Origin of the sequence: Streptomyces sp. NPDC051576 (assembly GCF_040681835.1) — a bacterium.
In the GTDB taxonomy this organism is placed as follows: Bacteria; Actinomycetota; Actinomycetes; order Streptomycetales; family Streptomycetaceae; genus Streptomyces.
The window spans coordinates 107,212-133,066 of the sequence record NZ_JBFAZO010000018.1; the positions used below are offsets into that span (position 1 = coordinate 107,212).

General features: G+C 71.0%; 27 protein-coding genes and 2 pseudogenes. 15 read left to right on the forward strand and 14 right to left on the reverse strand.

All coding sequences use genetic code 11. From position 1 onward, the window contains the following. Positions 1 to 117: 117 nt before the first annotated feature. Positions 118 to 693 carry an ABATE domain-containing protein gene (locus AB0M63_RS42355; RefSeq protein WP_366023156.1) on the forward strand — a complete coding sequence of 192 codons (576 nt, stop codon included), beginning with the start codon at positions 118 to 120 and terminating at the stop codon, positions 691 to 693. Between the two features lie 25 nt (positions 694 to 718). Here AB0M63_RS42355 and AB0M63_RS42360 read toward each other — a convergent pair whose 3' ends face one another. From AB0M63_RS42360 to AB0M63_RS42395, 8 genes are all read right to left on the reverse strand, one after another. Next, positions 719 to 1,309 (reverse strand): TetR/AcrR family transcriptional regulator, encoded by a 591-nt coding sequence (locus AB0M63_RS42360; RefSeq protein ID WP_366023157.1) that lies wholly within the window; start codon positions 1,307 to 1,309, stop codon positions 719 to 721. 158 nt (positions 1,310 to 1,467) lie between these two features. Next, the gene (locus AB0M63_RS42365) at positions 1,468 to 1,959 is read right to left on the reverse strand and encodes a hypothetical protein (protein ID WP_366023158.1); all 492 of its coding nucleotides are present in this window, start codon (positions 1,957 to 1,959) and stop codon (positions 1,468 to 1,470) included. 101 nt (positions 1,960 to 2,060) lie between these two features. Next, positions 2,061 to 3,449 (reverse strand): carotenoid oxygenase family protein, encoded by a 1,389-nt coding sequence (locus AB0M63_RS42370; RefSeq protein WP_366023159.1) that lies wholly within the window; start codon positions 3,447 to 3,449, stop codon positions 2,061 to 2,063. A gap of 44 nt (positions 3,450 to 3,493) precedes the next feature. Next, the gene (locus tag AB0M63_RS42375; protein WP_366023160.1) at positions 3,494 to 3,934 is read right to left on the reverse strand and encodes an SRPBCC family protein; all 441 of its coding nucleotides are present in this window, start codon (positions 3,932 to 3,934) and stop codon (positions 3,494 to 3,496) included. Between the two features lie 92 nt (positions 3,935 to 4,026). After that, positions 4,027 to 5,487 carry a DHA2 family efflux MFS transporter permease subunit gene (locus tag AB0M63_RS42380; RefSeq protein ID WP_355902724.1) on the reverse strand — a complete coding sequence of 487 codons (1,461 nt, stop codon included), beginning with the start codon at positions 5,485 to 5,487 and terminating at the stop codon, positions 4,027 to 4,029. A 100-nt stretch (positions 5,488 to 5,587) separates the two neighbouring features. Beyond that, positions 5,588 to 6,154 (reverse strand): TetR/AcrR family transcriptional regulator, encoded by a 567-nt coding sequence (locus AB0M63_RS42385; RefSeq protein ID WP_366023161.1) that lies wholly within the window; start codon positions 6,152 to 6,154, stop codon positions 5,588 to 5,590. Between the two features lie 31 nt (positions 6,155 to 6,185). Then, complete coding sequence (locus tag AB0M63_RS42390) at positions 6,186 to 7,391, reverse strand: aminotransferase class I/II-fold pyridoxal phosphate-dependent enzyme (RefSeq protein ID WP_366023162.1); 1,206 nt, start codon at positions 7,389 to 7,391, stop codon at positions 6,186 to 6,188. Continuing rightward, positions 7,388 to 7,855 carry a DinB family protein gene (locus AB0M63_RS42395; RefSeq protein ID WP_366023163.1) on the reverse strand — a complete coding sequence of 156 codons (468 nt, stop codon included), beginning with the start codon at positions 7,853 to 7,855 and terminating at the stop codon, positions 7,388 to 7,390. The genes AB0M63_RS42390 and AB0M63_RS42395 overlap by 4 nt, the downstream gene beginning before the upstream one ends. A 382-nt stretch (positions 7,856 to 8,237) precedes the next feature. On the opposite strand from AB0M63_RS42395, the gene AB0M63_RS42400 reads away from it, so the two are divergent. After that, entirely contained in the window at positions 8,238 to 8,393 is a 156-nt protein-coding gene (locus AB0M63_RS42400) for a hypothetical protein (protein WP_355902716.1), read from the forward strand. Positions 8,394 to 8,420: 27 nt separating this feature from the next. Here AB0M63_RS42400 and AB0M63_RS42405 read toward each other — a convergent pair whose 3' ends face one another. Next, entirely contained in the window at positions 8,421 to 9,872 is a 1,452-nt protein-coding gene (locus tag AB0M63_RS42405) for an amidase (protein WP_366023164.1), read from the reverse strand. 313 nt (positions 9,873 to 10,185) lie between these two features. Here AB0M63_RS42405 and AB0M63_RS42410 point away from each other — a divergent pair, with 313 nt between their 5' ends. Continuing rightward, positions 10,186 to 11,124: a L,D-transpeptidase gene (locus AB0M63_RS42410; RefSeq protein ID WP_366023189.1), complete on the forward strand. Its 939-nt coding sequence runs from the start codon at positions 10,186 to 10,188 to the stop codon at positions 11,122 to 11,124. A gap of 82 nt (positions 11,125 to 11,206) precedes the next feature. Here AB0M63_RS42410 and AB0M63_RS42415 read toward each other — a convergent pair whose 3' ends face one another. Further along, positions 11,207 to 11,497, reverse strand: a complete 291-nt coding sequence (locus tag AB0M63_RS42415; protein ID WP_355902712.1) for a DUF6355 family natural product biosynthesis protein — start codon at positions 11,495 to 11,497, stop codon at positions 11,207 to 11,209. Between the two features lie 303 nt (positions 11,498 to 11,800). On the opposite strand from AB0M63_RS42415, the gene AB0M63_RS42420 reads away from it, so the two are divergent. The 3 genes from AB0M63_RS42420 to AB0M63_RS42430 all read left to right on the forward strand — a co-directional run bounded on the left by AB0M63_RS42420 (position 11,801) and on the right by AB0M63_RS42430 (position 14,115). Beyond that, positions 11,801 to 12,655 carry a DUF1206 domain-containing protein gene (locus AB0M63_RS42420; protein ID WP_366023165.1) on the forward strand — a complete coding sequence of 285 codons (855 nt, stop codon included), beginning with the start codon at positions 11,801 to 11,803 and terminating at the stop codon, positions 12,653 to 12,655. Positions 12,656 to 12,779: 124 nt separating this feature from the next. Then, positions 12,780 to 13,640 carry an RNA polymerase sigma factor SigF gene (locus AB0M63_RS42425; protein WP_355902958.1) on the forward strand — a complete coding sequence of 287 codons (861 nt, stop codon included), beginning with the start codon at positions 12,780 to 12,782 and terminating at the stop codon, positions 13,638 to 13,640. A gap of 43 nt (positions 13,641 to 13,683) precedes the next feature. Further along, a complete protein-coding gene (locus AB0M63_RS42430; RefSeq protein ID WP_366023166.1) occupies positions 13,684 to 14,115 on the forward strand; it encodes a hypothetical protein in 432 nt (143 codons plus the stop codon). A gap of 11 nt (positions 14,116 to 14,126) precedes the next feature. Here AB0M63_RS42430 and AB0M63_RS42435 read toward each other — a convergent pair whose 3' ends face one another. Next, positions 14,127 to 15,056, reverse strand: coding sequence for an anti-sigma factor RsbA family regulatory protein (locus tag AB0M63_RS42435; RefSeq protein ID WP_366023167.1), 930 nt, complete (start codon positions 15,054 to 15,056; stop codon positions 14,127 to 14,129). 157 nt (positions 15,057 to 15,213) lie between these two features. Then, complete coding sequence (locus AB0M63_RS42440; protein WP_366023190.1) at positions 15,214 to 15,993, reverse strand: pyridoxal-phosphate dependent enzyme; 780 nt, start codon at positions 15,991 to 15,993, stop codon at positions 15,214 to 15,216. 446 nt (positions 15,994 to 16,439) lie between these two features. On the opposite strand from AB0M63_RS42440, the gene AB0M63_RS42445 reads away from it, so the two are divergent. From AB0M63_RS42445 to AB0M63_RS42455, 3 genes and pseudogenes are all read left to right on the forward strand, one after another. Next, positions 16,440 to 17,405, forward strand: coding sequence for a LysR substrate-binding domain-containing protein (locus AB0M63_RS42445; RefSeq protein ID WP_355902706.1), 966 nt, complete (start codon positions 16,440 to 16,442; stop codon positions 17,403 to 17,405). 43 nt (positions 17,406 to 17,448) lie between these two features. Beyond that, positions 17,449 to 17,604: pseudogene (locus tag AB0M63_RS42450) on the forward strand (hypothetical protein); the annotation flags it as partial. Positions 17,605 to 17,871: 267 nt separating this feature from the next. Then, on the forward strand, positions 17,872 to 18,036 hold the full coding sequence (locus tag AB0M63_RS42455; protein WP_366023192.1) for a hypothetical protein: 165 nt from the start codon (positions 17,872 to 17,874) through the stop codon (positions 18,034 to 18,036). Between the two features lie 16 nt (positions 18,037 to 18,052). Here AB0M63_RS42455 and AB0M63_RS42460 read toward each other — a convergent pair whose 3' ends face one another. Further along, a complete protein-coding gene (locus tag AB0M63_RS42460) occupies positions 18,053 to 18,508 on the reverse strand; it encodes an RpiB/LacA/LacB family sugar-phosphate isomerase (RefSeq protein ID WP_366023168.1) in 456 nt (151 codons plus the stop codon). Positions 18,509 to 18,576: 68 nt separating this feature from the next. After that, positions 18,577 to 19,380 carry a polyphosphate kinase 2 gene (ppk2, locus tag AB0M63_RS42465; RefSeq protein WP_355902703.1) on the reverse strand — a complete coding sequence of 268 codons (804 nt, stop codon included), beginning with the start codon at positions 19,378 to 19,380 and terminating at the stop codon, positions 18,577 to 18,579. A gap of 156 nt (positions 19,381 to 19,536) precedes the next feature. On the opposite strand from ppk2, the gene AB0M63_RS42470 reads away from it, so the two are divergent. From AB0M63_RS42470 to AB0M63_RS42495, 6 genes and pseudogenes are all read left to right on the forward strand, one after another. Then, on the forward strand, positions 19,537 to 19,902 hold the full coding sequence (locus AB0M63_RS42470; RefSeq protein WP_355902956.1) for a ferredoxin: 366 nt from the start codon (positions 19,537 to 19,539) through the stop codon (positions 19,900 to 19,902). Positions 19,903 to 20,012: 110 nt separating this feature from the next. Further along, positions 20,013 to 21,191 carry an acyl-CoA dehydrogenase family protein gene (locus AB0M63_RS42475; protein WP_355902702.1) on the forward strand — a complete coding sequence of 393 codons (1,179 nt, stop codon included), beginning with the start codon at positions 20,013 to 20,015 and terminating at the stop codon, positions 21,189 to 21,191. Positions 21,192 to 21,348: 157 nt separating this feature from the next. Continuing rightward, positions 21,349 to 21,537: pseudogene (locus AB0M63_RS42480) on the forward strand (hypothetical protein); the annotation flags it as partial. Further along, positions 21,489 to 23,726, forward strand: a complete 2,238-nt coding sequence (locus AB0M63_RS42485; protein ID WP_366023169.1) for a serine/threonine-protein kinase — start codon at positions 21,489 to 21,491, stop codon at positions 23,724 to 23,726. The pseudogene AB0M63_RS42480 and the gene AB0M63_RS42485, both read left to right, overlap by 49 nt. Before the next feature lie 48 nt (positions 23,727 to 23,774). Further along, on the forward strand, positions 23,775 to 25,361 hold the full coding sequence (locus AB0M63_RS42490; RefSeq protein WP_366023170.1) for an NAD(P)/FAD-dependent oxidoreductase: 1,587 nt from the start codon (positions 23,775 to 23,777) through the stop codon (positions 25,359 to 25,361). Positions 25,362 to 25,424: 63 nt separating this feature from the next. After that, positions 25,425 to 25,808 (forward strand): hypothetical protein, encoded by a 384-nt coding sequence (locus AB0M63_RS42495; protein ID WP_366023171.1) that lies wholly within the window; start codon positions 25,425 to 25,427, stop codon positions 25,806 to 25,808. Positions 25,809 to 25,855: the final 47 nt, after the last annotated feature.

Here is a 25,855-nt window from a genome sequence, read left to right on the forward strand (position 1 = left end):
GGCGACGGGGAGCGGGTCTTTCGAGGTGGAGTCAAGGCGGTTCAGGTGCTCTGTGTGCGTTGACCTCGCCCGAAGTCCGATATCGACGCGGGAAGCGTCACCTGTCAATATGGGTACGTGGCTGAGTTCGTCTTTGTGAGTGGTCGTCTGTGCCTCGACCTTGCGGGCACCCAGTTGTGGCGGCGCACCCTCCGCACCGAACTGCTCGACTCTCCGGAGGACCTGCGGCTCTGGGTCCGCGAGGCAGACCTCGTGGACGACCCCGGTCCGCAGGACGCCCGAGGGCTGGAGCGGGTCCGCCGGTTGCGTGAGGCCGTCTACACCCTCGTCGGCGCCTGGCCGCCGGCCGACGCTCCGGATGCCGGCGCCCGGGAGGCACTTGCCGAGGTGAACGAGGCGGCCCGGCTTCCGCTGCCCAGGCATCAGCTCGACGAGACGGGCCGGCTGACCCGGACCGGCGGTACTGACGAGGTCCTCGGGGCGATTGCCCGTGACGCGGTCGACTTGCTGAGTTCGGACCAGTTCCCGCGGATGAGCGAGTGCGCGAACGCCGATTGCACGCGGCTCTTCGTGGACCTGTCCCGCTCAGGAGCGAGGCGGTGGTGCGGGATGGCGGAGTGCGGGAACAGGAACAAGGCCGCCAGCTATCGGAAGCGCAAGAAACAGCAGGCCGTGGCCGAACCCGGAGCGTGAGAGCCGCCCCCTTCCCCTCTACCGCTCACCGCGCATCCGGTCCGGGCAACAGCAGCGCCGCCATGAGGTCGACGGAGTGGCTGAAGCAGGTGTCGTCGTAGTCGCGCAGAAGCCCGCTGGTTTCGAGGGTGATGGCGCCGACGAGTTGGGCCCATCCGGTGAGCATGCGCGGTACACCGTCCCCGTCACCCTGCCCTACGAGGATGTCGGCCAGGAGCAGTGGGATCCGTGACGAGCCGGGGGCGGGTGTGTCGGGCCTCGGCGCGGGGGCGTGGAGTAGCGCGAACTCATGGGGGTGGGCGTGCGCCCAGGCCCGTAGCGCGTGGCAGGCCGTGCGCCATCGGACGGCCGCGGTGGCGGGGCCACAGTCGGCGATCCGCTGCTCGACGACGTCCGCCGCGTCGTGGTGGGCGTCGTCGACCAGGGCGTTCAGGAGGGCTTCGCGGCCGGGGAAGTAGCGGTAGAGAGCCGACGAGGTGACGCCGATCTCCCGGGCCACGGCGCGCAGGGAGAGTGCCTGGAGTCCGTGCTGGGCGAGCCGGCGGCGCGCGGTGTCGCGGATCTCGCGTACGAAGTCGTCGTGGACGCGCTGCCGGATGGTCCGCGCGGTGGTCATGGCTGCCTGCTCTCTCCGTGCTGTTCAGGTGGTCGCTGGGGGGAGGAGCCCCGCCCGCAGGGAGCGCGGGCGGGGCTCGGCGCGTTTCCCGAAGGGGGATTCGGGCCGCGCGGTCCCCACCCCGGAGCGGGGTCTCCGGGCGGGGTGGCCGGTGATCGTCACGGGACGGGAGGACTGTCCGGTGTGGTGGGCAGTGCTTGGTGTTGTACGGCGGTCAGGTGCGCGGCGAGCGCGCCGACCGCGTATCCCGCGAGGAGGAGGGCCAGCGCGTGGATCAGGCCGGGTTTGACGACCATGTCGGTGAGGACGGCGGCGGCCACGCCGGTGCGGGTGAGCACGGAGGACCAGAGGCGGGGGCGGTGGATCCTGGCGGCCAGCTCGGGCGTGAGGTCGGCACTGGCCTTGCGGGCCGCCTTGGCCATCTTGCGGAGGTCCTTGCCGGTCAGCGGTTCGCAGAGGGCGACGAGCGTGGTCCAACCGACCAGGCCGGCGATGGTCCAGCCCGGCCAGTGCCCGGCGTCGAAGGCCAGCCACAGCCCGCTCGCCAGCACGGTGAGGCGGCCCCAGACACCGACGGCGGCCGACAGTTCGAGGACGACGATGCCTTTGCGGGCGTGGACGAGGGTCTTGGAGCGGCGCAGGCGCAGCACGCCGATCCAGTCGGGTTGGTCGCCGGTTCAGGAACCCGGGTCGGTGACTTGGTGGGTGGTCCGGGCCGGGAGTGCGAAGCCCCCGGCCCGGCGACGGCGTTTCAGCTGTCGGACCCGTCGGCGTCGGGGATCCAGGAGCCGTGGATACCGCCGGTGACGCGACGCGGGAGGTGGACGGTGGCGACGCGGTCGAGGCCGGAGGCGTCCAGGACCAGAAGCTGGGAGGCGTTCTGCTTGAGGTCGGAGACGACGGTGAGCAGGTAGCCGTCGTCCTCGCGGGTGGCGCCGGCGGCCGGCACGAACACGGCCTCGCTGGGCAGGCGGGCGTCGCCGGCCTCGTGGATGTGGCGGGTGCCGGTGCTGCGGTCGTACTTGACGATGCCGTAGCCGCCGTAGCCCTCCTGGTCGGGGAAGGAGACCGCGTACTGGTACCGGTTCTCGGTGCCGAGGAACTCCTCGTTGAGGGTGGGGAATTCGACGGCGAGGTCGTCGATGATCTGCTCGTCGACGCGGCCCGCGGTCAGGTCGATCACCCAACGGCTGTTGTACGAGCGGGTGTTGGGCTCGCTGCCGCGGCCGGGGGCGCCGACCCACCAGTTCCAGGAGAGCTGGAAGCCGTCGCGGTCGACGGTCGGACCCTCCAGGACGATACGGCCCTGGGCGTCCTCGTAGGCGTTGCCGGCGTGCAGCATGTTGCCGGGCTCGATGGGGAACCAGCGGATCTTGTCGGCGCCTTGGGGACCTCGGGGCATGACGCCGATCCGGGCGGGCTGGGCGTCGTTCCAGCCGTAGGGGATGCCGGAGTGCTCGTTCGGGTCGAAGGTGACCGTGCCCTCGACGAAGACCACGTGGTTGCGGGTGAGGGCGAAGTCGTGCTTGAGGGAGGCGGTCGCCCCCGGGATCTCGGCGGTGTGGGTGATGTGGCCCTTGGCGTCGGCCACGTAGTACATCAGGTACGGCGGGAACGGGGACGAGCCGAAGAAGTGCAACTCCCCGGTGACCGGGTCGGACTTCGGGTGCGCGGTCATCGCGCTGCGCAGCTTGCCGTCGAAGTCGTAGGCGCCGACCGTGTCGAGTTCGGGGGTGAGCTCGAAGGGGAAGTTGGCCTCGCACAGGGCGAGGAGACGGCCGGCGTGTTCGATGACGTGGGTGCCGGCGGTGCTGGCGGTGAGGTCGACGCCCTTGTCGGTGATGTACGGCGCTCCCTCCAGGGCGGGGGTGTGGACCCAGCGATTGCGGTACCACTCGGCGCGGCCCTCGCGCAGCCTGATGCCGTGGACCATGCCGCTGCCCTTGAACCAGTGGGTCGGGGTGACCCCGGGCTTGGGGTTGTGGCCGTTTCGGAGCAGACGGCCGGTCAGCTCCGGGGGCAGGTTGCCCTCGACGGTCAGGTCGGTGGCGGTGATCTCGTCCACGGCGGGGGTGTAGTGGCCGATCAGGAAGGGCTTGTCGGCGGGAATGGTGGGCGTGGTGGGGGTCGTGCTCGTCATGACGGAACCTCGTGTCTTGGAAGGGGAGTTGGCGGCCGTGCTGGTCAAGCGGACTGTTCGGCCCGGGACTTGAGGGCGGCGAGCCAGTTGGTCAGGGAGGCGTTCAGGGCCTGGCCGAGTTCGTCGGTGGCGGCCTCGACGGGGGCGCCGCTCCAGGACTCCTCGGTGTGGACGGTGACTTGGTCGCCGGTCGGCTCGAAGGTCCACACATGGACGCCCTCGATGCCGTTCGCGGGCCCGCCCCAGACCAGACGCTCACCGGGGACGATCTCGCGGACGGTGGAGGTGATGTCCAGGCCGTGGGTCTTCCAGCGGAAGGAGGTGCCGGGCAGCAACGGGCCGTCGAGCTTGGCCTCGTCGACGTCCGCGTTCCAGTCGGCCCAGGCGTCGATGTCGGTGTGCAGGGCCCAGACCCGCTCCAGTGGGGCGTCGATCACGGTGGACAGTCGGACGATGACGGGGGCGGACTCGTCGATGGTGAACACGGTCGGTCTTCCTCTCGGTTGATGTGCGGTCGGTGCGGCCGCAGTGCTGTCTGTGCGGGCGGCTCAGGCTCAGGTGGTCGTGAGCGGGTGTCTCACGCCGAGGGCTGTGCGACGGTGGGCCGGGGCTCGGTACCGGTCGGCCGGGCTGTGCGGTGGCGGGTGAGCAGCAGGGCGAGGACCGCGGCGGCCACCAGGACGGCGGCGGAGATGGCGAACGCGGTGCGGTAGCCGGCGGTGAGGGCTTCCAGGTGCGGCTGGTCGGCGGCCGCATGGGCGGTGGCGGTGCCCGCGAGGGTGGCCAGGACGGCGAGTCCGATCGCACCGCCGACCTGCCGGGTGGTGTTGACGAGGCCACCGGCCAGCCCGGCGTCCTGCTGCGGGACGCCCTCGACGGACAGTGCTGTCAGTTGGACGAAGGCGATGCTCAGACCCAGGCCGATCAGGACGGTCGGGCCGAGGACATCGGCGAAGTAGCTTCCCTGGGCGCTGATTCGGGACAGCCACAGCAGTCCGGCGGCCTCCGCCAGCAGTGCGCCGGTGACGGTCGCGGTGGAGCCGATCCGGCGGGAGATCCGCGGTGCCAGAGTGGAGCCGAGCATGTTGGCGAAGGCGAGGGGGAGTTGGCCAAGGCCGGTGACCAACGGGCTGAGGCCGAGGACCTGTTGCTGGTAGAGGGGCAGGAAGTAGAACAGGGCGATCCACACCGAACCCAGCAGTGCCATCAGCACGTTGCCGGCGCTGACCCGTCCGGTGCGGAACAGGCGGGGCGGCAGCAGCGGGTTCGGGTGGCGCCGCTCGACCAGGACGAACGCGGTCAGCAGTACGGCGGTGGCGGCGAAGGCCCCGAGGACCGTGGTGTCCGTCCAGCCCGAGCGGCGGGCCGACGTCAGACCCCACACCAGCGCGGTCAGCGCCAGGGTCACGGTGGTGGTGCCGAGCACGTCGAACCGCCCGCTGCCGGTGACCGGCGTGCGCGGCACGCACACCGCGACGGCGGCCAGCACCCCGGACGTGCCGAGGGCGACGGCGTAGAAGATCCACTGCCAGCCCCACGCCTGGGTCAGGACACCGCCGAGGAGGACTCCCGCCGCGCCTCCCGCGCCGGAGACCGCCCCCCACACCCCGAGGGCCCGGCCCCGGCCCGGGCCGGGCGGGAAGAGTCCCATCACCAGGGCCAGCGCGGCCGGGGCGATCGCCGCCGCGCCGACTCCCTGGACCGCGCGGGCCGCGATCAGCACGGTGGACGACGTGGCAAGCCCCGCGGCGAGTGAGGAGACCCCGAACAGCGCGAGTCCGGCCAGCAGGATCCGGCGGCGGCCGAGCAGGTCCGCCGCCCGGCCGCCCGCCAGCAGCAGCGCCCCGAAGGCGAGACCGTAGGCGTTGACCACCCAGGTGATGCCGCTGTCGGACAGCCCGACGCCGGCGCGGATCTGGGGGAGGGCCACGTTCACGATCGAGGTGGCCAGCATGACGGTGAACTGCGCGGCGGCCAGGGCCGCGAGCGCGGCTCCGGGGCCGCGGCCGGTACCGGTGTCAGTGTCGGTGGATTTCACTGCGCACTCCATGTGTGGTCAACCACTCACTAGTGATGCCTAAAGAAAGGCGGGGCTGTGCGCCCCACCTGTGAGACTCGTCGCGCGGTCGCGCCGGGTGTCAGTAGTGCCGGATGTCGGCCGACAGCGTCCGGGTCCACGGGGCGTCCACGTCGAACGCGCCCATGGAGACGATGAGATGGCACAGCATGCCCCGCGAGAAAAACTCCTGCACCTGCGCCTCCGACCCGCCCGAAGCGCCGCGCACATACTCCACCAGCCGGGCATACCCCTGCCGGACCGCTTCCCGCACCGCCGGCTCGGACACCGCCGCCGCCTGCGCGTGCAGTTGGATCAGCATCAGATCGTTGTCGCTGATCAGCTTGGCGTACGCCGCGCCCATCGCCGACAGGACCACCTCCGCGGAACTGCCCTCGGCGCCGGCCGCGCCCTCCTCCAGGCTGGCCCTCACCTGGACGAAACAGTGCTCGACCACCGCCGTGAACAGCAACTCCTTGTTCGGGAACAAGCGGTACACGTACGCCTGCGAGATCCCCGCCGCCTTCGCCACCTCGGTCGTCGTGGTGCCCCAGTAGCCCCGGGCGGCGAAAGCGCCGATCGCGGTACGCAGCACCGTCTCGCGGCGCTCCTCGGCGGTGGACAACTGGCGGGGACGTTCGCTTTTCATGTGAGTACTCAACCACTCACACTTTTGGGTGTCAAGCCACCGGTCGGGTGGGTGTCCGGCCGAGTGCCTTGGTGAGGCCGTTGAGGATGTCCTCCAGCACGGCCTGGGAGGTGGCGAAGTTCAGGCGCAGGAACCCGTCCGCGTCCGGGCCGAACGGGCTGCCGCCGTCCAGCAGGACGTCGCCGGCCCTCAACACCCGTTCCACCGGCGGTTCGCCGAGCCCCAGTGGCCGGGTGTCGATCCAGGCCAGGTAGGTGGCCTCGGGCAAGTGATGGCGTACCTGGGGGAGTTGTGCCTGCAGCACCTCATGGACCCGTCGGCGGTTGCGGTCCAGGACGGTCAGCAGTTCGCGTTGCCAGGCGTCGCCGTCGTTCCATGCGGCCAGGGTGGCGACGACTCCGAGCGGCGACACCGTGCCGTACAGATCCGGCGGTTGTGCGTCACGGAGGGCGAGCAGCCGGTCCGGGCCGTAGTGGGTGATCGCGCAGCGGATGGCGGCGAGGTTGAACGCCTTGGTGGCGGACGTCAGTGTGACGGTCCGGCTCGCGGCGTCGGGGGAGAGGCCGGCGAAGGGAATGTGCCGGTGCGGGGCGTGGGCCAGCTCGGCGTGGATCTCGTCGCTGATGACCAGCAGGTCGTTCCGACGCGCGATGGCGGCGATCTCCTCCAGTTCCCCACGGGTCAGGACGCGGCCCGTCGGGTTGTGCGGGTTCACCAGTACGAGCACCTTGCAGTGCTCCCGTGCCACCGCGGCATCCAGCGCGGCGAGGTCCATGTGCCAACCCGCGTCGGTGTCACGCATGGGGATGGGCACCGTCCGGCGTCCCATCGTCGCCAACGTGGCGAGGAACGGTGGGTAGTTGGGGGTCTGCACGGCGACCGCGTCCCCCGGACCCGTCGCCAGGTGCAGGACGAGTTGGAGGCACTGGATAAGGTCGGTCTGCTCGCGTACCCGGTCGGCGGGTGCCGCCCATCCGTAGCGGTCGGCCATCCGCCGCGCGAAGGCGGTACGCAGCGGGCTGCCGTCCGGCCAGTCCGGATAGCCTAGATCGCGGCGGTCGACGGCGTCGCGCAGCGCGGCGGTGACGGCGGCGGGGACGGGGAAGTCCATGTCCGCCACCCAGGCCGGCAGTACTTGCGGTCCCGGGCGATGCCATTTCACGCTGCGACGAGCCCGTAGCCAGTCGCGGTCCAGGTCGTCGAAGCCGGGCATCGGCCGGGTCACGGTGGTGGTCATGAGGAGGCTCCCTGCTGGAGCAGATCGTGGGTGATCTGTATCTGGCCGTGGTGTTGGGCGAGCTCCTCCAGCACGTGCAACTGGACGCCCCGCACGCTCAGTTCGCGGTCGGGACCTTCGAAGTCGGCGGGTGGTGTGTTGAGCGGCGGTGCCGTCGGCGTCACGGAGTCGAGGTCGGCCTCCAACCGCTCGAACAGTGCGTCGACCTCCTTGCGCAGCTGCCGTCCGTGGCCCGTGGCGGTGAACTCCGAAGCACGGTCACGGTCGACCTCACGTCCCGCGATGATGTGCCCGGTCCAGTAGTCGGCGACCGCCGCGCAGTGGTACGTGATCGCGTACACGGAGTTGGCCCCGGTCAACGGCGGGCGGGTGTTGCCCAGTTCGTCGCCCAGGTCCTCCAGGACGTCGAGCATCCCGTCGAAGGCGCGGCGCAAGAAGTACAGGTACTCGTTCTGATCTTGCAAGGTGGGTTCCTCATCGGCAGTGAGGCGAGACGGACCTTGTCCGGCACGGCCTCCATGGGACGACCGTAGCGTCACCGACTTATGTGGTGACGAATCGAGAGTGGCTCAATCGTGCGTCACCTGTCAATGCGGTGTTCCCGTGTAGTGAAAATGCGGAATCCCGCGACTTCACCTGCATACATCGAGTGCCAGGTCGCCTCACCGTCCTTCTTGCTCACCCTATTGACAGGTGACTTCCGAGGGTGTGACGGTGAGCCATCGCCCACACGAACGAGCCGTCGCGGTCGGTCGCGGTCATCCGCCGACGCGACGCCCAGCCGAAACGCCGTCGAGCGATGCCGTGTGGGCCGAGTCATCCATCACGCACTCCCAGGGACGCCAGATGAAGAAGAGAAGGTCGCTCACCGAGCACCACGGCATCGACTGGGTGAGCTACGCGGCCTCCTTCGTCGTGGCCGCCCTGGCCCACGAACTGCTCAGGACACCGCACACCACTGCAGAGACCACGCCGGTCGACCCGGCTCTCACGACGTCGTGAGAGCCGAGCCCCGGGCTGCCGGTCGTACTAATTCGGTCGCTGGAAGCCGCCCATCCTCTGCTCCAGCAGTTCCGCCAACCGCAGCGGAGTGCGGTCCTCGAACATCGGGCCGATGAGCTGTACGCCCACCGGCAGGCCCTCGGGGGAGCGGCCCGCCGGTACGGCGGTGGCGGGGAAGCCGGGCATGGTGGCGACGCCGGCCCAGACGAGCTGGTCGAAGTACGGGTACCGGACGCCGTCGATGACGAGCCGGCGTTGTCGCGGATCGGGATTGTGGTCGTGCGGGAACGCGGGGGTGGGCGTGATGGGGCACACCACGACGTCGAACTCGGCGAAGAGCTGCCGCCAGCCGTGGCGGTGGACCTCGCGAGAGTTGTTCGCCTCGATCCAGTCGCGGTGACTGAGCACCACGGCGCGCAGCAGCTCCGCGTCGAGACTCCGGTCGTCCGCGTCCAGTCCGGCGGCGCGGGCCCGTACCTCTTCGTACGACTCGACGGGAAAGCGCGCGGCCGTACCCGAGAACAGCAACCGCGCGTAGAGCAGCGCGGCCTCGGTCAGGTCGGGCAGCAGCGGACTGTGCCGTTCGACGCGGGCCCCGCCCTCGGCCAGCGCGTCGGCCACCCGGTTCACGCCCGCCCGTACGGCGGACCCGGTCGGAATGACCGGATGGTCGTCGAGGACCAGGACCCGGAAGTCGCCGAGCCGCTCATGGCGCGCGGGCGGCAGCGTCAGGTCGTAGGCCACACCGTGCGTCAGCGGGTCAGGACCGGCCATGACGTCGAGCAGGAGCGTGAGGTCGCGGGCGGTGCGTGCCATCGGACCGACGACGGCGAGTTCGAGGTCGGTCGGCAAGACCGGCGCGAGCGGCGGCACCATGCCGCGGCTCGCCGCCAGCCCGAGTGTCGGCTTGTGCGCGTAGACACCGCAGAAGTGCGCGGGGGTGCGCAGCGAACCGGCGAGGTCGGAGCCGATGGACAGCGCACCGAATCCGGACGCCAGGGCCGCCGCCGATCCGCCGGAGGATCCACCCGACGTGCGGTCGTGATCCCACGGGTTGTTGGTGGTGCCGTAGATCTCGTTGAAGCTCTGGATGTCCTGCAGCCCCAGGGGCACATTGGTCTTGCCCAGCACCACCGCGCCCGCGGCCCTGAGCCGCGACACCTGTACCGCGTCCTCGGCCGGCACGAAGTCCCGGTGCTGCGGCATGCCCCAGGTCGTGGGCAGCCCGGCGATGTCGTACGACTCCTTGACCGTCACCGGAATCCCGAGCAGCGGCCGGTCCTCGCCGCGGGCGCGCGCCCGGTCGGCGGCGTGTGCGGCGGCCCGTGCGCGGTCGAAGTCCGGCACACAGATCGCGTTGATGTCCTTGTCTTCCCGCTCGATACGAGTAATCGCCTCGTCGGTCAGTTCCGCGGAGGTCACGTCACCGGCACGCAGGGCGGCCGCCAGTTCTTCGGCTGTCCGAAAATTCCACTCCATGAGCGCGAACGTAACCGCCGCTGGTCAGGGCCACGAAATGCCGTTTCGCGCAACGGGGTTGAGGTCTTCGTGACGGTATCGGCGGCCCGGTTCCGAAACCGCGCCCGGCGCACCCCGACTGCTGTGGACCGCCCGGGGTACCGCAGCCAGGGACGAATCTTGAGACACGTTTTACATGGCGGACGCAACTGACACCCGGTCCGTTGTTGTCTGACATGAAGCCGGGTCCGTCAGGGCCGAAGAACGAGAGAGAGTGGGGCACGTCGTGGGACGGCGCAAGGGCAGCATAGGGATCGCACTCGTCACGGGTGTGATGCTGGTGGGCGCGAGTGCCTGCGGCGGGGGCGGCAGCGACAAGGCGAGCGGCGACGACGCGAAGGCTTCGGCGAAGTCGAGCGCGAGCGCCTCGCCGTCGCCGACGAAGCCCGCCGGGCCGCCGATGCTGCTGGACACGATCACCCCGCAGACGGGCACCACGGTCGGCGTGGCCATGCCGATCTCGGTGATCTTCACCAACCCGGTGGCGGCCAAGGCACGGGCCACCGTCGAGAAGCACATGAAGGTGAGCGCCTCGACCTCGGTGGCTGGCGCCTGGCACTGGATGGGCGACCGGCGCGCCGACTGGCGCCCGAAGACGTACTGGCCCTCCGGCACGACGGTGAAGATCGACGCCGACATGACGGGCGTCGGCAACGGCAACGGACGCTACGGCGTGCACAACTACACCCACACCTTCAAGATCGGCGACGATGTGCGCGCCGACGTCTCGGTGACCGGCCACACCATGAAGGTGACCAAGAACGGCGCGGCCGTACGCACCCTGTCGATCAACGCGGGCAGCGCCGAGTATCCGACGTGGGACGGCACGATGGCCGTCATCGACAAGCAGGAGAAGGTCCACATGACTTCCTGCAGCGTCGGCATCAGCTGTGACAAGGGCAGCCCCAACTATTACGACCTGACGCTGCCCTGGGACATCCACCTCACCCAGTCCGGCACCTACGTGCACTACTCGACCGGCGACCCGAACCCGGGCAGCGGCAGCGCCCGCGGCTCGCACGGCTGCGTCCACCTCTCGCTGTCGGACGCCAAGTGGTTCTACGGCCAGGTCAAGCAGGGCGACCCCATCACCATCACCGGATCGCCCCGCGGCAAGGCCCCGGCGGACAACGGCTACGCCGACTTCAACCTCGACTGGAGCCAGTGGCTCGCGGGCAGCGCCTCCGGCGAGGGGACGACCGCGGCACTGTGACGCACCGAGGCGGCGGTACCGGTCGGCACGCGAGAGTGCCGACCGGTACCGCCGCCGTCGTATGCGCGGTTCGGACCGAGTGTCAGCAGGTGCGCCCGGTGTAGTGGGCGCCCTGGATCTTGCGAGCGGACCCGAGCCAGGTCCTGCCGGGGCCGACACACGTCTCGTAGTCCGGCGCCCGGGCGACCTCCACCTTGATGACGACCTGCGAGCCGTCGGAGGTGCAGTGCCGGTAGAAGGCGTCGGAGCCGGTCTCGTAGAAGCCGCACGGTTCGGTGGCGGTCAGGGGACTCGCGGCGGCCACCGCACCGAGCGAGGTGAGCACGAGTGCGGCGGAACCGAGGGCGCTGGTCACCAGGCGACGAACACGCAAAGGGAAACTCCTTGGCCAGGGGAGGCACAGCCCGAAGGGCCGGTGCCTGCCGATCATTTGGACACGCGCCCCAGGATCTCCGCGTCGACCCGCGTGGTCGGTCGAACGCCTCCGCATTCACCCGGTGAATCGATTTGTCGCTACGGCAATCGGATGGTTCGGCGTTTCGCGGCGGGACCGCCCTCCGATTCCGCCTCCGGGCCGCCGCCGCACATCGAAAGGCCCGCTCGGGGCACGCGGCAGTACGGGACGCGAACCGTGCGTCCGGCCTTCGGCCCGTCCAGTGTTGTGAGGAAAGGCATCATGACGTCGTCGCATACGCACAAGTGGGGCCTGGGGAACGCGAGTTCCACCGACCGGAGCCGTACGCCGGGAGAGGCCGAGGGAAAGAAGGCGCTGGCCGTCACCGGACGTGTCGGATTCGTCGCACGTGGTGTCGTGTACGTCCTCGTCGGCGTCCTCGCGCTGCAGATCGCGTTCGGCGACGGTGGCCGGGAGGCGGACCGGCAGGGGGCGTTGCAGCAGGTCGCGGCGCAGCCCTTCGGGAGGGTGATGCTGTGGCTGCTGGTCGTCGGCTTCGGCTGTATGACGATCTGGCGGGCCGCCGGGGCGGTGCTGGACAACGGGCCCCAGCGCAAGGTCGGCTCACGGTTGCTCGACGGGGGCCGGGCCGTGTTCTACGGCTTCGTCTGCTGGGGTACGGCGTCCTTCGCCGCCGGGACCGGTGGCTCCTCCGGCAGCGACGCGAAGTCGCGGGACTGGACCGCCTCGGCGCTGAAGCTCCCGGGCGGTCAGGTGCTGGTGGGTCTGGCCGGCTGTGTCCTGATCGGTGTCGGGGTGGTGATCGCGGTACGGGCGGTGATGCGGCGGTTCCTGCGCAAGCTGGAGACGGAGCGGATGGGTCGCCGGGTGCGCCAGGTCGTCACCGGTCTCGGCGTGGGCGGCGGTGCGGCGCGCGGTGCGGTGTTCGCCGGGGTGGGAGTGTTCGTGCTGGTGGCGGCCATCCGCTTCGACCCCCATCAGGCCAAGGGCATGGATGCCACGCTGCGCACCTTCGCGCACACTCCGGCGGGCCCGTGGCTGCTGGTCGCGGTGGCTCTCGGTCTGGTTCTCTTCGGCGGTTTCTCCTTCGCGTCGGCACGCTGGCGCCGCCTGTGAACTGACGCGCGGTGCGGCCCAGTTGGATTGATGCCGTCCGGACGGACATGCATTCGACCAGAAGGGGCACGCGACGTTGGACCCTGTTCACCACTCCAGCTAAGGCGGCATCGTGGCACCCTCCGTGAACGCCCTCGAAGCAACCGCTCCCGCCCGCACGGCGGCACCGGACACCGTGGACGACCTCCCCTGGATCGAGGACGGGTCCAAGGTGGCTCCCCAGGACGCGCGGACGCTGTCCCGGCTGTTCCTGGACCGGCTGCGGGTCCTGGAGGAGGGCACGCGGGAGTACCAGTACGCGCGGAACACCCTGATCGAGATGAACCTGTCCCTGGTGACCTTCGCCGCGCGCCGCTTCCGCAACCGGGGCAGCGGTGACATGGAGGACGTCATCCAGGTCGGCACGATCGGCCTGATCAAGGCCATCGACCGGTTCGACCTGTCGCGCGAGGTCGAGTTCACCTCGTTCGCGATCCCCTACATCCTCGGCGAGATCAAGCGCTTCTTCCGCGACACCACCTGGGCCGTCCACGTTCCCCGGCGCCTCCAGGAACTCCGCGTCGACCTCGCCAGGAGCAAGGAGACCCTCGCCACCGAGCTGGGCCGCACCCCGACCGTCAAGGAACTCGCCGCCCATCTGAACCTCACCGAGGACGAGGTCATCGAGGGCCTGGTCGCCGCCAACGGCTATGTCGCCGGTTCCATCGACACCCCGGCCGGCGACGACGAGGCCGACAGCGCGCCGAAGTACGCGGACACCATGGGCGATCCCGACCCGGCCCTGGAACTGTTCGAGGACCTCCACACGCTCGGCCCCCTGCTGCAACAGCTCGACGAGCGGGAGCGGACCATCATCGAGATGCGCTTCGGCCAGGAGCTGACCCAGGCGGAGATCGGCCGCGCGCTGAACCTCTCGCAGATGCACATCTCCCGCCTGCTCAACCGCACCCTCGCGAAGCTGCGCACCGGCCTCCTGCCCACGTGATCCCCACCCGCACCGGAGGACCGCACCGAAAGGACCACCAGGGATGAGCGCCGACCACGATCCACTGCACCAACCGTCCGCACCGGTCGTCACGGAGCCGGTACCGGACCTCCAACTGCAGCTACTGGTACGGCTGATCGGCCAGGATGCACAGGCCGCCCTGCCCATCACGCTCACCGTCGGCGGTACTTTCCTCCACGGCGACCTGATCTCGCACGAGGCATGGACGGCCCACTGGGCACACAGCCTGCACGGTGTCGACGGCCCCGGGGCGAAGCTGCTGGAGCGGTTCCCGGAACAGGTGGACGAGGTGATCGTGGAGAAGCAGGGGCGCCCCGCCCCGCAACGGCTGCCGCAGTGGATCCATCTGCGGGACGCCACCGGCGTCGCGGCAGCGGGCGGGTCGGCGGTCATGCCCCTGTGGCGCGGCCGGCTCACGGATGTGTCGGGCTGGTCCCTGGGCAAACCGCAGTAGCCGTCGACACGTCAACGGGCCAGGTGGAAGCGGATGGTCGTGCCGTCCGGAGCCGTATGGACGCGCACGAGATCGGCGACGTAGTGCACCAATAGGAGACCGCGTCCGCCGGGCTGCTCGCGGGCGGCCGGGCGACGGCCGGCCAGAGGATCCGTGAACCGGCCGTGGTCCTGGACCTCGCAGAGGATCTGCTCGCCCTCGGCCCAGATCCGCAGCGTCCCCGAACCGCCGCCGTGCAGCACGCTGTTGGTGGTCAACTCCGCGACGGCCAGCGTCAGATCCTGCAGTCGTACGCCCGCCAGGCCCAGCCGCTCGGCCTCCTGGACCGCGAAGTAGCGGGTCTTGGGGAGCGTCTCCGCGTCGAAGGCGAAGTGCGCGGCGCCCGGTGGACAGCGGAGAGGCTCGTTGTAGCGGGCGAGCACCCGCTGCGGATCGTAGGTCCCGCTGGGCAGGTGGCGGTCTCCGACGATGACGACCGGATGGGTGGCGCGGGCGTCGGCGAGCACGTCGGGTGCCAGGCCGTCCGCGTCGTACGGGCAGAGAATCGTCACCTCGCGGCCCCCGAACGCGGTGTTGATCAGCGCCTCGTGCTGGACGCACGCCGGGTACTCGACGGCGGTGCGGCCGGGCCAGATCGGTTCCCCGATGATCCGTACCCGGCGGCCGGCATGGGCGTCGGCGAAGGCCCGCAGCACACCGGGGATGATCCGCCCCGGGTTGCGGCCGACCTCGGTCATGTCGAGGAACCGCACCTCGGCGGCGCCCGATCCGAGCCCGGTCCTGATCAGTTCCAGCCGGGGGCCGGGAACGGCGACCGCGACGGCCTCCCCGGCGGCCAGCCCGGCCCGCAGGAACGGCACCGTACCGGCCGTGTACTGCTCCTCGCCCCGGTAGAACAGCGCGGGATGCGCGAACGGTTCACCCCGGGTGGCCGTACTCATCGTGCCGCCACCTCGATCCTTGTCGGGCCGGGCCAGGACAGGTCCACGAGCGCGGCGACAGGACGGTCGGCGGGTCACCGCACCGGCAGTCTACGGGGGTAGCGCGACGGGGTGGCGGGAAGTCAGGAGGAACAGAGGCCCACGGCCCCCGAGTTGATCAACCTCGTAGTCGCTCCTCCGCGTGGGGGTTGGCCGCGGTGCCCTCGGTGCTGAGCAGGACCAGGGCCGAGGCGGGACCGACGCCCAGGGCTGCACGGCGTACGTCGGCGCCGTCTCCGGTCAGCGCGGCGCGGGCGCCCGCCAGGGAGGCCGCACCGCAGGGGCCCGAGGAGACACCGGCGGCGGCGAGGTCGCGTGCGGCGCTCGCGCTGTCGGCGTCCGTGACCGCGACGGCGGCGTCCAGCCCCTCGCGCAGGAAGGGCCAGGCCAGGCTGGAGACCGTGCCGCAGTTGAGACCGGCCATGGTGGTGGTGCCCGTCGGCACGTTGACCGGTTCCCGGCGGCCGAGGCTTGCCAGGACACAGGCCGCGGTGTCGGGCTCGACCGACATCAGGGCGGCCGGAGCGGACCCGTTCCGACGACCGCGGTAGTGGGCGACGGCCGCCTGCGCGAGCGAGCCCACGCCCGCCGGGACGACCACCAGACCGGGAGCCTCGGCATCCAGGGCCCCCAACTGCTCGTCGATCTCGGCGAACAACGTCGAGTAGCCCTCCACGATCCAGCCGGGAATCCGCTCGTACCCCGTCCACGCGGTGTCCTGGACGAGCACGGAGTCCGACCCGCGCCGCGCCGCCCCGGCCGCGCGGCGCACGGCCTCGTCGTAGGAGCCGGGAACCAGTACGACGTCCGCGCCCTCGTGCTCGATGGCGGTCACGGCCGCCGGATGGACGCCTCGCGGCACGAAGACCTGGGCCCGCTGTCCGAACAGCCGCGCCATACGGGCCACGGCCCGGCCATGGTTGCCGTTCCGTGGCGGTGATCAGCAGCTTCGGGTCGTCGTCCGCCGTCCGCCGCTCCAGAATCCGGTGGATCGCCCAGGACGCTCCCAGCGCCTTGAACGCGGGCAGTCCCAGCCGCGAGGACTCGTCCTTGACGAACACGCGCCCGACTCCGAGTTCGGAGGCGAGCGAGGGGAGTTCGGTGAGTGCGGTGGGTGCGTAGCCGGGCAGGCCGGCGTGGAAGTCCCGTACCTCGGCCGGGGGCGGGGCGCAGGTCCAGGTTCTGGCGGCGGACCGGACGTACCACGGCAGGCGGCGCGGGACGGAGCTGCCGGAGAGGAGAGAGGTCATGGACACATGATCAGCGTGCGACCAAACATATGATTGGTCCAGCGAATGTTTTCGACGGGTACCCATCAGAAATACCGACCAATGGAGCCACGTCGTGTTCGACCTGCACCGGCTGCGCCTCCTGCGTGAGCTGAAGCACCGCGGAACGCTGGCCGCCGTCGCCGCCGCCCTCTCGTACAGCCCCTCCTCCGTCTCCCAGCAGCTCTCGCAGCTCGAATCCGAAGTCGGCGTCCGCCTTCTGGTGCCCGTGGGGCGCCGGGTGCGGCTCACCCCGCAGGCGGAGATCCTCGTCGCCCACACCGAGGCCGTACTCAGGCGATTGGAGGAGGCCGAGGCGGACATCGCCACCTCGCTCACCGATCTCACCGGCACCCTGCGCATCGCGTCCTTCCAGACCGCGGCCCTCGCCCTCGTGCCGAACGCGCTGACGCTGCTCCGCGACGCCCACCCCCACCTGCGGGTCCACGTCACGCAGGCTGAACCCGGCGAGGCCCTGCCCGCGCTCCTGGCCCGCGACTACGACCTCGTCCTCACCGAGGAGTACCCGGGCAACCCGCACCCCCGCCCCGCCGAACTCGAACACGAACCCCTCTGTGACGACCCCCTGCGCCTGGCCACCCCGAGATCCACCGGCGCCGGACCGACCGAGGAACTCCGGGCAATGGCCGACCACCCCTGGGTCATGGAACCCGTGGGCACCCCGGCCCGGCACTGGGCCACGGCCCTGTGTCGTACCGCGGGCTTCGAACCCGACGTACGGTTCGAGTCCGCCGACCTGGTCCTGCATCTGCGACTGGCCGAACTGGGCCATGCCGCCGCACTGTTGCCGGACCTCGCGTGGAGCGGCCGGCCGCCCGCCGTCGCGCTGCGCGAACTCCCCGACGGTCATCGCGCCCGCGCACTGTTCACCGTCGTACGCGGCGGACGCGGCCACCACCCCGCCATCCGGGCCTGCCGCGACGCACTCCGGCAGGCGGTCGCCGCACAGCCCTCGCCCTCGCCCGCTGGTCGCAGGACTACCTGGTCCGCAAGGGCACCTGGCCCACCGAATACCGGGTGATGCGCGCCCTGTCCGCCCGGGAGGCTGCCTGGGACCGGACCGGCTGGTCCACAAGTCGCCCGGCAGCGGCAGCAGCGACCTCGGCGACTGGCCCGCCGCCAACCGGGACGGATACGTCTTCACCGACGTCAACACCGTCGTCGACGCCTTCCAGTACGCGGCCTTCGACGCCCTGGCCAAATGCGCCACCGCACTCGGCGAACAGCAGGAAGCCGCGTCGCTGCACAACCGCGCGGCCACCCTCGCCACAGCCCTGCGCGACGTCGTCCTCGTCACCCTCCCTGAAACCCGACGTGACCTTCTCCCGCGCCTGGGCCTCCGTCCCGGCGAACGTCATCCCCCGCCAACTGCTCGGCGTCCGCGTCAGCGCCCCGGGCGCGGTCCGGTATCCGTCTCGGTACGCCGCACTGCCACCGGCCACACCACACCCGCGACCCTGCCCCCGAACACCCGGGCCGCACTCGACGTGGAGATCGGCGACGCGAACCCGTCCGACTACCGCGTGAAGGCGACACCCCCGGGCGACCGCACGCAGGCGCAGGTCACGTCCTTCACCGATGTCACCGGCACCGTGCTGCGCTTCGGACCGATCGGGGCCGGCACCACGGAGGTACGGCGCGACCGTTCCTGACAACCCGTCATATCGCCTACGAGGAAGCCCTGCTCAGATCCAGACGTCCGATGCGGGCCACGTTCCCGCGGTCCTCGGCGTCCTCGCTGGCCGCCGCGGCGAACCAGGCGTCGAGGATCTCCTTCAGCAGCGGCTCGGAGGTCAGCCGCAGGCTGAGGGCCAGCACGTTGGCGTCGTTCCAGCGGCGCGCGCCGTCCGCCGTGTAGGCGTCCGTGCACAGGGCCGCCCGTACCCCCGGCACCTTGTTCGCGGCGATCGACGCGCCCGTGCCGGTCCAGCAGCACACGACCGCCTGGTCCGACATCCCCTCGGCGACCTCACGAGCCGCCACCTCCGAACAGACCGCCCACTGAGGGTCGTCCCCGGGCCGCAGCGCCCCGTGCGCCGCCACCTCGTGACCGCGCTCGCGCAACTCCGCGACGAGCGAGCGCGCCACGGGTTCGTCCATGTCCGAGGAAACAGAGATCCGCATGCTTCGGAGGCTACTCCAGGCGTGCGGGTGGAGCGGTTTCCGCTGAGGGGGCTGGTGAGGGCCAGGGCTCAGAGGCTCGCCGCGTGGTCCGGGACGTAGGTCTGCAGGCCGCGCGGCGGACGTTCGTAACCGGTGGACGGCGGGCGGGGCGGGAGTTCGAGGACCGGCGGCGCCACCTCGCGGTAGGGGAGCGAGCCGAGCAGGTGGGCGATCATGTTCAGCCGGGCCCGGCGCTTGTCGTCGCTCTCGACGACGTACCACGGGGCCTCCGAGACATCGGTGTGCACCAGCATCTCGTCCTTGGCCCGCGAGTAGTCCTCCCAGTGGGTGATGGACTCCAGGTCCATCGGCGAGAGCTTCCAGCGCCGCAGCGGATCCTCCAGCCGACGCCGGAACCGGTCCTGCTGCACCGCGTCGCTCACCGAGAACCAGTACTTGCGCAGCACGATCCCGTCCTCCACGAGCATCCGCTCGAAGATGGGGCACTGGCGCAGGAACAGTTGGTACTCCTCCTTGGAGCAGAAGCCCATCACCCGCTCGACTCCGGCCCGGTTGTACCAGGAGCGGTCGAACAGCACGATCTCCCCGGCGGCCGGGAGATGCTCGACGTACCGCTGGAAGTACCACTGGGTGCGCTGCCGGTCGGTCGGCTTCGGCAGTGCCGCGATGCGGGCGACGCGCGGGTTGAGGTGTTCCGCGACCCGCTTGATGGTGCCGCCCTTGCCCGCCGCGTCCCGGCCCTCGAAGACGATCACCAGCCGGGTGCCCTCGGCCCGCACCCACTCCTGGAGCTTCACCAACTCCGTCTGCAGACGGAGCAGTTCGGTCTCGTACTTGGTGCGCGTCAGCTTTGCCGCTTTCTTGCCGGCCATGCTGCCTCAACCCCTCGATGACGTGCGCTCTCGCTCGTGTCCAAGGTCGAACACCTCGAAAGCACCGTACTGATCGCCGGGTGCCCGCGCACCCCGTACGCCCGCCGTGCCGGGTTTGCGGTCGCCGGCAGCGGCAACCCGGACCGTGTGACAGCGATGACGACCCAACAGGAGCTCGTCCGGTTTCTGGAGGACCGATTCGCCTGCGCGCAGGCCTGCACCGAGTGTGCGCGGGCCTGTGTGCTGCGCGTCAGCCGCTCGGATCCGGACGCGACCGACCACGAGGCAGTCGTACGACGCAAGGCGCTGCTGTGCGCGGAAGTGTGCGACGCGACCTGCCGGATGCTGGCCGAACAGAACCTCCAGGACGAGTCCGCCCTCCGTCTCCAGGCCAAGTGGTGCCTGCTCGTGTGCCTGGAGTGCGCGCAGGTCTTCGACGCGCAGCCGGGCGCGGAGGCGGACGCGGACGCCTGCCGGGACTGCGCGCGGGCCTGCACGGAGTTCATGGCCACCCTGAACTGACCGGCGCAGGCGCCCTCTTCGCCGGTATCGCCGCCTCGCCATTCCCAATTTCTGGAACACGTTCTACGGTGTGCGCCGTCAGGACCGGCCTTGGGGAGCCAGGAGGCGCCGTGCATCTCGAATACACGCCCGAGCAGCAGCGGCTGCGGACCGAACTGCGCGCCTACTTCGCCGAGTTGGTGCCCGACCACGCCTACTCCCGCTATGCCGACCCCGCCGCACAGAAACGCTTCTACCGCGAGACGATCCGCCGGCTCGGCACGGACGGCTGGCTCGGGGTCGGCTGGCCGCAGGAGTACGGCGGGCGCGGGCTGACGCCGATGGAGCAGTTCATCTTCTTCGACGAGGCCGCGCAGGCCGGCGTACCGCTGCCGCTGATGGCGCTCAACACCGTCGGCCCGACGATCATGCAGTTCGGCACCGACGAGCAGAAGGCGTACTTTCTCCCTAAGATCCTCTCCGGGGAGATCGACTTCGCGATCGGCTACAGCGAGCCCGAGGCCGGCACCGACCTCGCCGCCCTCAAGACGCGGGCCGTGCGGGACGGCGACGAGTACGTCGTCGACGGGCAGAAGATCTGGACCACCAACGGCGACACCGCCGACTGGGTCTGGCTCGCCGTCCGCACCGACCCCGAGGCCCCGCCGCACAAGGGCATCACCATGCTCCTGGTGCCGACCGCGGACCCCGGCTACTCCTGCACGGTGATCAACACCCTCGCCTCGCACGACACCACCGCAAGCTACTACGAGAACATCCGCGTCCCCGTCTCCCGCCGCGTCGGGAACGAGAACCAGGGCTGGCGCCTGATCACCAACCAGCTCAACCACGAACGCGTCACCCTCGCAGCCCACGGCACGATGGCGATCCGCGCCCTGCACGACGTCCAGCACTGGGCCATGGAGACCAAGCTCGCCGACGGCCGCCGCGTCGTCGACCTCCCCTGGGTCCGTCGCCTCCTCGCCCGCACCCACGCGCGGCTCGACGCGATGAAACTCCTCAACTGGCAGATGGTGAACGCCGTCCAGGAAGGCACCCTCACCCCGCAGGACGCCTCCGCCGTCAAGGTCTACGGCTCCGAGGCCCGCCGCGACGCCTACGCCTGGCTCATGGAGATCGTCGCCGCGGCCGGCGCCCTGAAGGAGGGCTCCGCGGGCGCCGTCCTGCACGGCGAACTGGAACGCGGCTACCGTTCCGCCGTGATCTTCACCTTCGGCGGCGGCAACAACGAGATCCAGCGGGAGATCATCTCGTGGATCGGGCTGGGGATGCCCAGGGTGCGGCGCTAGACCGTCCAGTTTCCGCAAGTCCCGCCCGCCTCGCGACGCCCGGCAGCGGCGGGCGTACGCACCGACTGCGACACCAGCCGCTTCCGCAGCGGGCGCGAGGCCCGCCCCGCGGGCGAACGACGTGACTTCACGGACACGTCCCGGTCCGCCGAGGTTCCCGCCCGGACACAATCTCCGCGCCGTGTCACGGCTGCGCCCCGGCTCTCGCCCACCCCCGTACAAAGTCGGACGATCGCTCGCCATACTGGACGAGCCAGGGGAGGGCGGGACGAACACCGACGGGGGCGATCGCGGGCGATGGGGGACAGCAGGCTCATCCACGGCCGCTACCGGCTGCTCGATCTGATCGGGCGCGGCGGTATGGGCGAGGTGTGGCGGGCGCGGGACGAGTCGCTGGGGCGCCATGTCGCCGTGAAGTGTCTCAAGCCGCTGGGCCCGCACCACGACCAGTCGTTCACCCGTGTGCTGCGGGAGCGGTTCCGGCGCGAGGCCCGGGTCGCCGCCGGGCTCCAGCACCGGGGGGTGACGGTCGTCCACGACTTCGGCGAGTCCGACGGCGTCCTGTACCTCGTGATGGAGCTGCTCGACGGCCGCAACCTCGGCCAGCTCCTGGAGGACAACCAGCAGCGGCCGCTGCCCGTCCCCGATGTCGTCGACATCGCCGAGCAGGTCGCCTCCGCCCTCGCCTACACCCATCAACAGGGCATCGTGCACCGGGACTTGAAACCCGCGAACATCATGCGGCTGACCGACGGCACGGTGAAGATCTGCGACTTCGGCATCGCCCGCCTCGGCGCCGACATCGGCTTCACCTCCCGGCTGACCGGCACCGGAATCGCGATGGGCACCCCGCACTACATGTCGCCGGAACAGATCAGCGGCGACGAGGTCGACCAGCGCAGCGACCTCTACTCCTTCGGCTGCGTGCTGTACGAACTCTCCACCGGGGCACCGCCGTTCGACCTCGGCGACGCCTGGGCCATCCTCATCGGCCACCGCGACACCCCGCCCCGCCCACCGCGCGCCCGTCGGGCCGAACTGCCCGAGTACCTGGAGAAGGCCATCCTCGACCTGCTGGCCAAGCTCCCGGAACAACGCCCGGGCGACGCTCGGGAGTTGGGCCGCCGGATCACCATGGGCCGTACGACACCCGTGTACGTGCCGACAGTTGTGACCCCGCAGCCCCGACTCCGCCCGTCCGAACCGGTGTCACGCGAAGCCCGCCTGCCGTCCTGGACGCGCGGCATGACCACCGGGCACAAGGCGACCGGCGCCGGACTGCGCACCACTCCGCCGGACGCCGGAGCCGGTCTCACCGGCGAATGGATCGCCCGCCCGGCCACCGGCCACGCCGAGGAGCCGGCACCGGCCTCACCGTCCGCACCCTCCCCGGAGATCCTCAACTCCCTTGCCGGACGCCACAACGCGGGCCTGAGCCTGGGCCGGCTCGGCCGCTGGGCGGAGGCCGGCGAGGTGCACCGCGCGGTCGCCGCCGAACGCACCCACCTCCTCGGCCCGGACCACCCCGACACCCTCGCCAGCCGCTATGAACTCGGCTTCACCCTCAGCCGCACCGGACGGCCCGCCGACGCCCTGCGCGAGTACACGCACGTCGCCCGCGCCAGAGAGCGGGCGTTGGGCGCCGACCACTCCGACACGCTCGCCGCCCGGCAGGAAATGGCGTACGTCCTGGGCCAGTTGGGCCGCCACTTCGACGCACACCAGGTGTACACGTCCGTACTCGCCGCCCGCGAGCGCACCATGGGCCCCGACCACCCGGACACCCTGCGCTGCCGCCACAACCTCGCCTTCAACCTCAGCCGGCTCGGCCGACCGGAGGACTCGTACCGCATGGCCTGCGAGGTCGCCGCCGCCCGCGCCCGCGTATTGGGCCCCGGCCATCCCGACACCCTGGTCACCCGCTACGAAGTCGCCTACGCCCTCGGCCAGTTGGGCCGTTGGCCCGAGGCGCTGCAGACCTACGGCGAGGTCGCCGAGGCCCGCGCCCGGGCGCTCGGTCCCGACCACGCCGACACCCTCGCCGCCCGCTACGAGATCGGCATCAGCCTCGGTCGCCTCGGCCGCAGCGCCGACGCCCTCAAGCTGTACCGCGACCTGATCGACGACCGCACCCGCGTCCACGGCCCCGCCCACCCCGAGACCCTGCGCGCCCGCCACGGCCTCGGCGTCAACCTCGGGCGCCTCGGCCGCTGGGAGGAGGCCCTCGCGGAGTCCCGTGACGTGTGCGCCATCCGCGAGCGCGTGCTGGGCGCCGACCACACCGACACCCTGGTCAGCTGCCGCGAGGTCGCCGTCGGTCTCGGCTGGCTCGGCCGCTGGGCCGACGCGCTCACCGAGTACCGCCGAGTGGCCGCCGCCCGCGAGCGCGTCCTCGGCCCGGACCACCCCGACACCCTCGCCAGCCGCAACGACGAGGCCCACTGCCTGGAACAGCTCGGCCGCAGCGCCGAGGCGGTCGAGCTGTACCGCCGGGTGGCGGTGCTACGGCAGCAGGGGGCGTCCGGTGGCCACTGACGCGGTCCACCTCTGGCCGACCTAGATCACCTCGTGTTACGAAGAACCATGCCTGCACACGAGGGACAACGGACGCACGAGGGACACCGGGCGTACGACGCCGTCATCGTCGGCGGCGGCCACAACGGCCTGGTCGCCGCCGCCTATCTGGCCCGGGCCGGGCGCTCCGTGCTCGTCCTGGAACGGCTCGACAACACCGGCGGCGCGGCCGTGTCGACCCGCCCGTTCGCCGGTGTCGACGCCCGGCTGTCCCGGTACTCGTACCTGGTCAGCCTGCTGCCCAAGAAGATCGTGCGGGACCTCGGCCTCGACTTCCGCATCCGCGGGCGCACCATCTCGTCGTACACCCCCGCCGAACGCGACGGCCGCCCCACCGGCCTCCTCGTCGGCGGCGGCGAGCGCCGCACCCGCGACGCCTTCGCCCGGCTGACCGGCGGCGACCGTGAGTACGCGGCCTGGCAGCGGCTCTACGGCATGACCGGCCGCCTCGCGCAACGGGTCTTCCCCACGCTCACGGAGCCGCTGCCCACCCGCGAGGAGCTGCGTCGGCGCGTGGACGACGAGGACGCCTGGCGGATGCTCTTCGAGGAGCCGATCGGCGTCACGATCGAGGAGAACTTCACCGACGACCTGGTCCGGGGCGTCGTCCTCACCGACGCCCTCATCGGCACCTTCGCCGACGCCCACGACCCCTCCCTCGCCCAGAACCGCTGCTTCCTCTACCACGTCATCGGCGGCGGCACCGGCGCCTGGGACGTCCCCGTCGGCGGCATGGGCGCCCTCACCGACGCCCTGGCCACCACCGCCCGCGAGGCCGGCGCCGTACTCGCCACCGGGCACGAGGCCGTCCGCATCGACACGGACGGGCGGGCCGCCGAGATCACGTACCGCACGGCCGACGGCGACGGCGTCGTGGCCGCCCGGCATGTCCTCGTCGGCGCCTCGCCCCAGCAACTGGCCGCCCTCACCGGCGACGAACCGCCCGCCCCCGCCGAGGGCGCCCAGCTCAAGGTCAACATGCTGCTCAAGCGGCTGCCCCGACTCCGCGACACCTCGGTCGACCCGCGCGAGGCGTTCGCCGGCACCTTCCACATCGCCGAGGGCTACGACCAACTGGCCGCCGCACACGCCCAGGCCGCGGCGGGTTCCCTGCCCGCCGCTCCGCCCTCCGAGATCTACTGCCACTCCCTCACCGACCCGAGCATCCTCGGCCGGGACCTCGTCGAGGACGGCTACCAGACCCTCACCCTCTTCGGCCTGCACACACCGGCCCGCCTGTTCGAACGGGACAACGACGCCGTACGCGAGGAACTCCTGAAGGCCACGCTCGCCCAGCTCGATGCCCACCTCGCCGAGCCGCTCGCGGACTGCCTGGCCACCGACGCGGACGGACGCCCCTGCATCGAGGCGAAGACCCCGCTCGACCTGGAGCGCGACCTGCGGCTGCCCGGCGGCAACATCTTCCACCGCGAGCTGACCTGGCCGTACGTCCAGGACGGCGCCGGCCGCTGGGGCGTCGAGACCCGGCACGCGAATGTCCTGCTGTGCGGGGCGGGCGCGGTGCGCGGCGGGGGAGTGAGCGGGGTACCGGGGCACAACGCGGCGATGGCCGTGCTGGAGGGCGACGCGGGCTGACCGCCCTGGTGCCCTGCCGGGGAAGTGGTGCTTTTCTTGGAGTGGACGAGAGGAGCGATCGCCATGGACAGCGTGCATCTGGTGCCAGGGCACCCGGAATCCGTCTCGGTGGAGATCAGCGGGTGCAGCAAGGAGGACGCCCGGATCGTGTTCGACACGCTGTGCGCGTGCTTCGGATCCGACCGGTGCGCCGACGACGTGCCCCGGGACCACCACGACACCCGCCCCACGGTCTGGCTCGGCACCTTCGACGTCGCCGACGCCCATGAGGAAGGCGCCGGTGGCCCGCCCCGGCTCGCGGCCTCCGTCGACGCGGACGTCCAGGGCGGGTACTGGGCCGTCGAACGGTTCCGTACGACCCTGGACTCCCTGTTCACCGTGCACGACCTCGCCACCACCTCCGGTGACCAGGAGCGGGAACTGCACGTACGACTCGGGAACCGGTAAACGGAGGTCGTGTCCTCGGTCCGGGACTTCTACGACGGGCTCGCCGC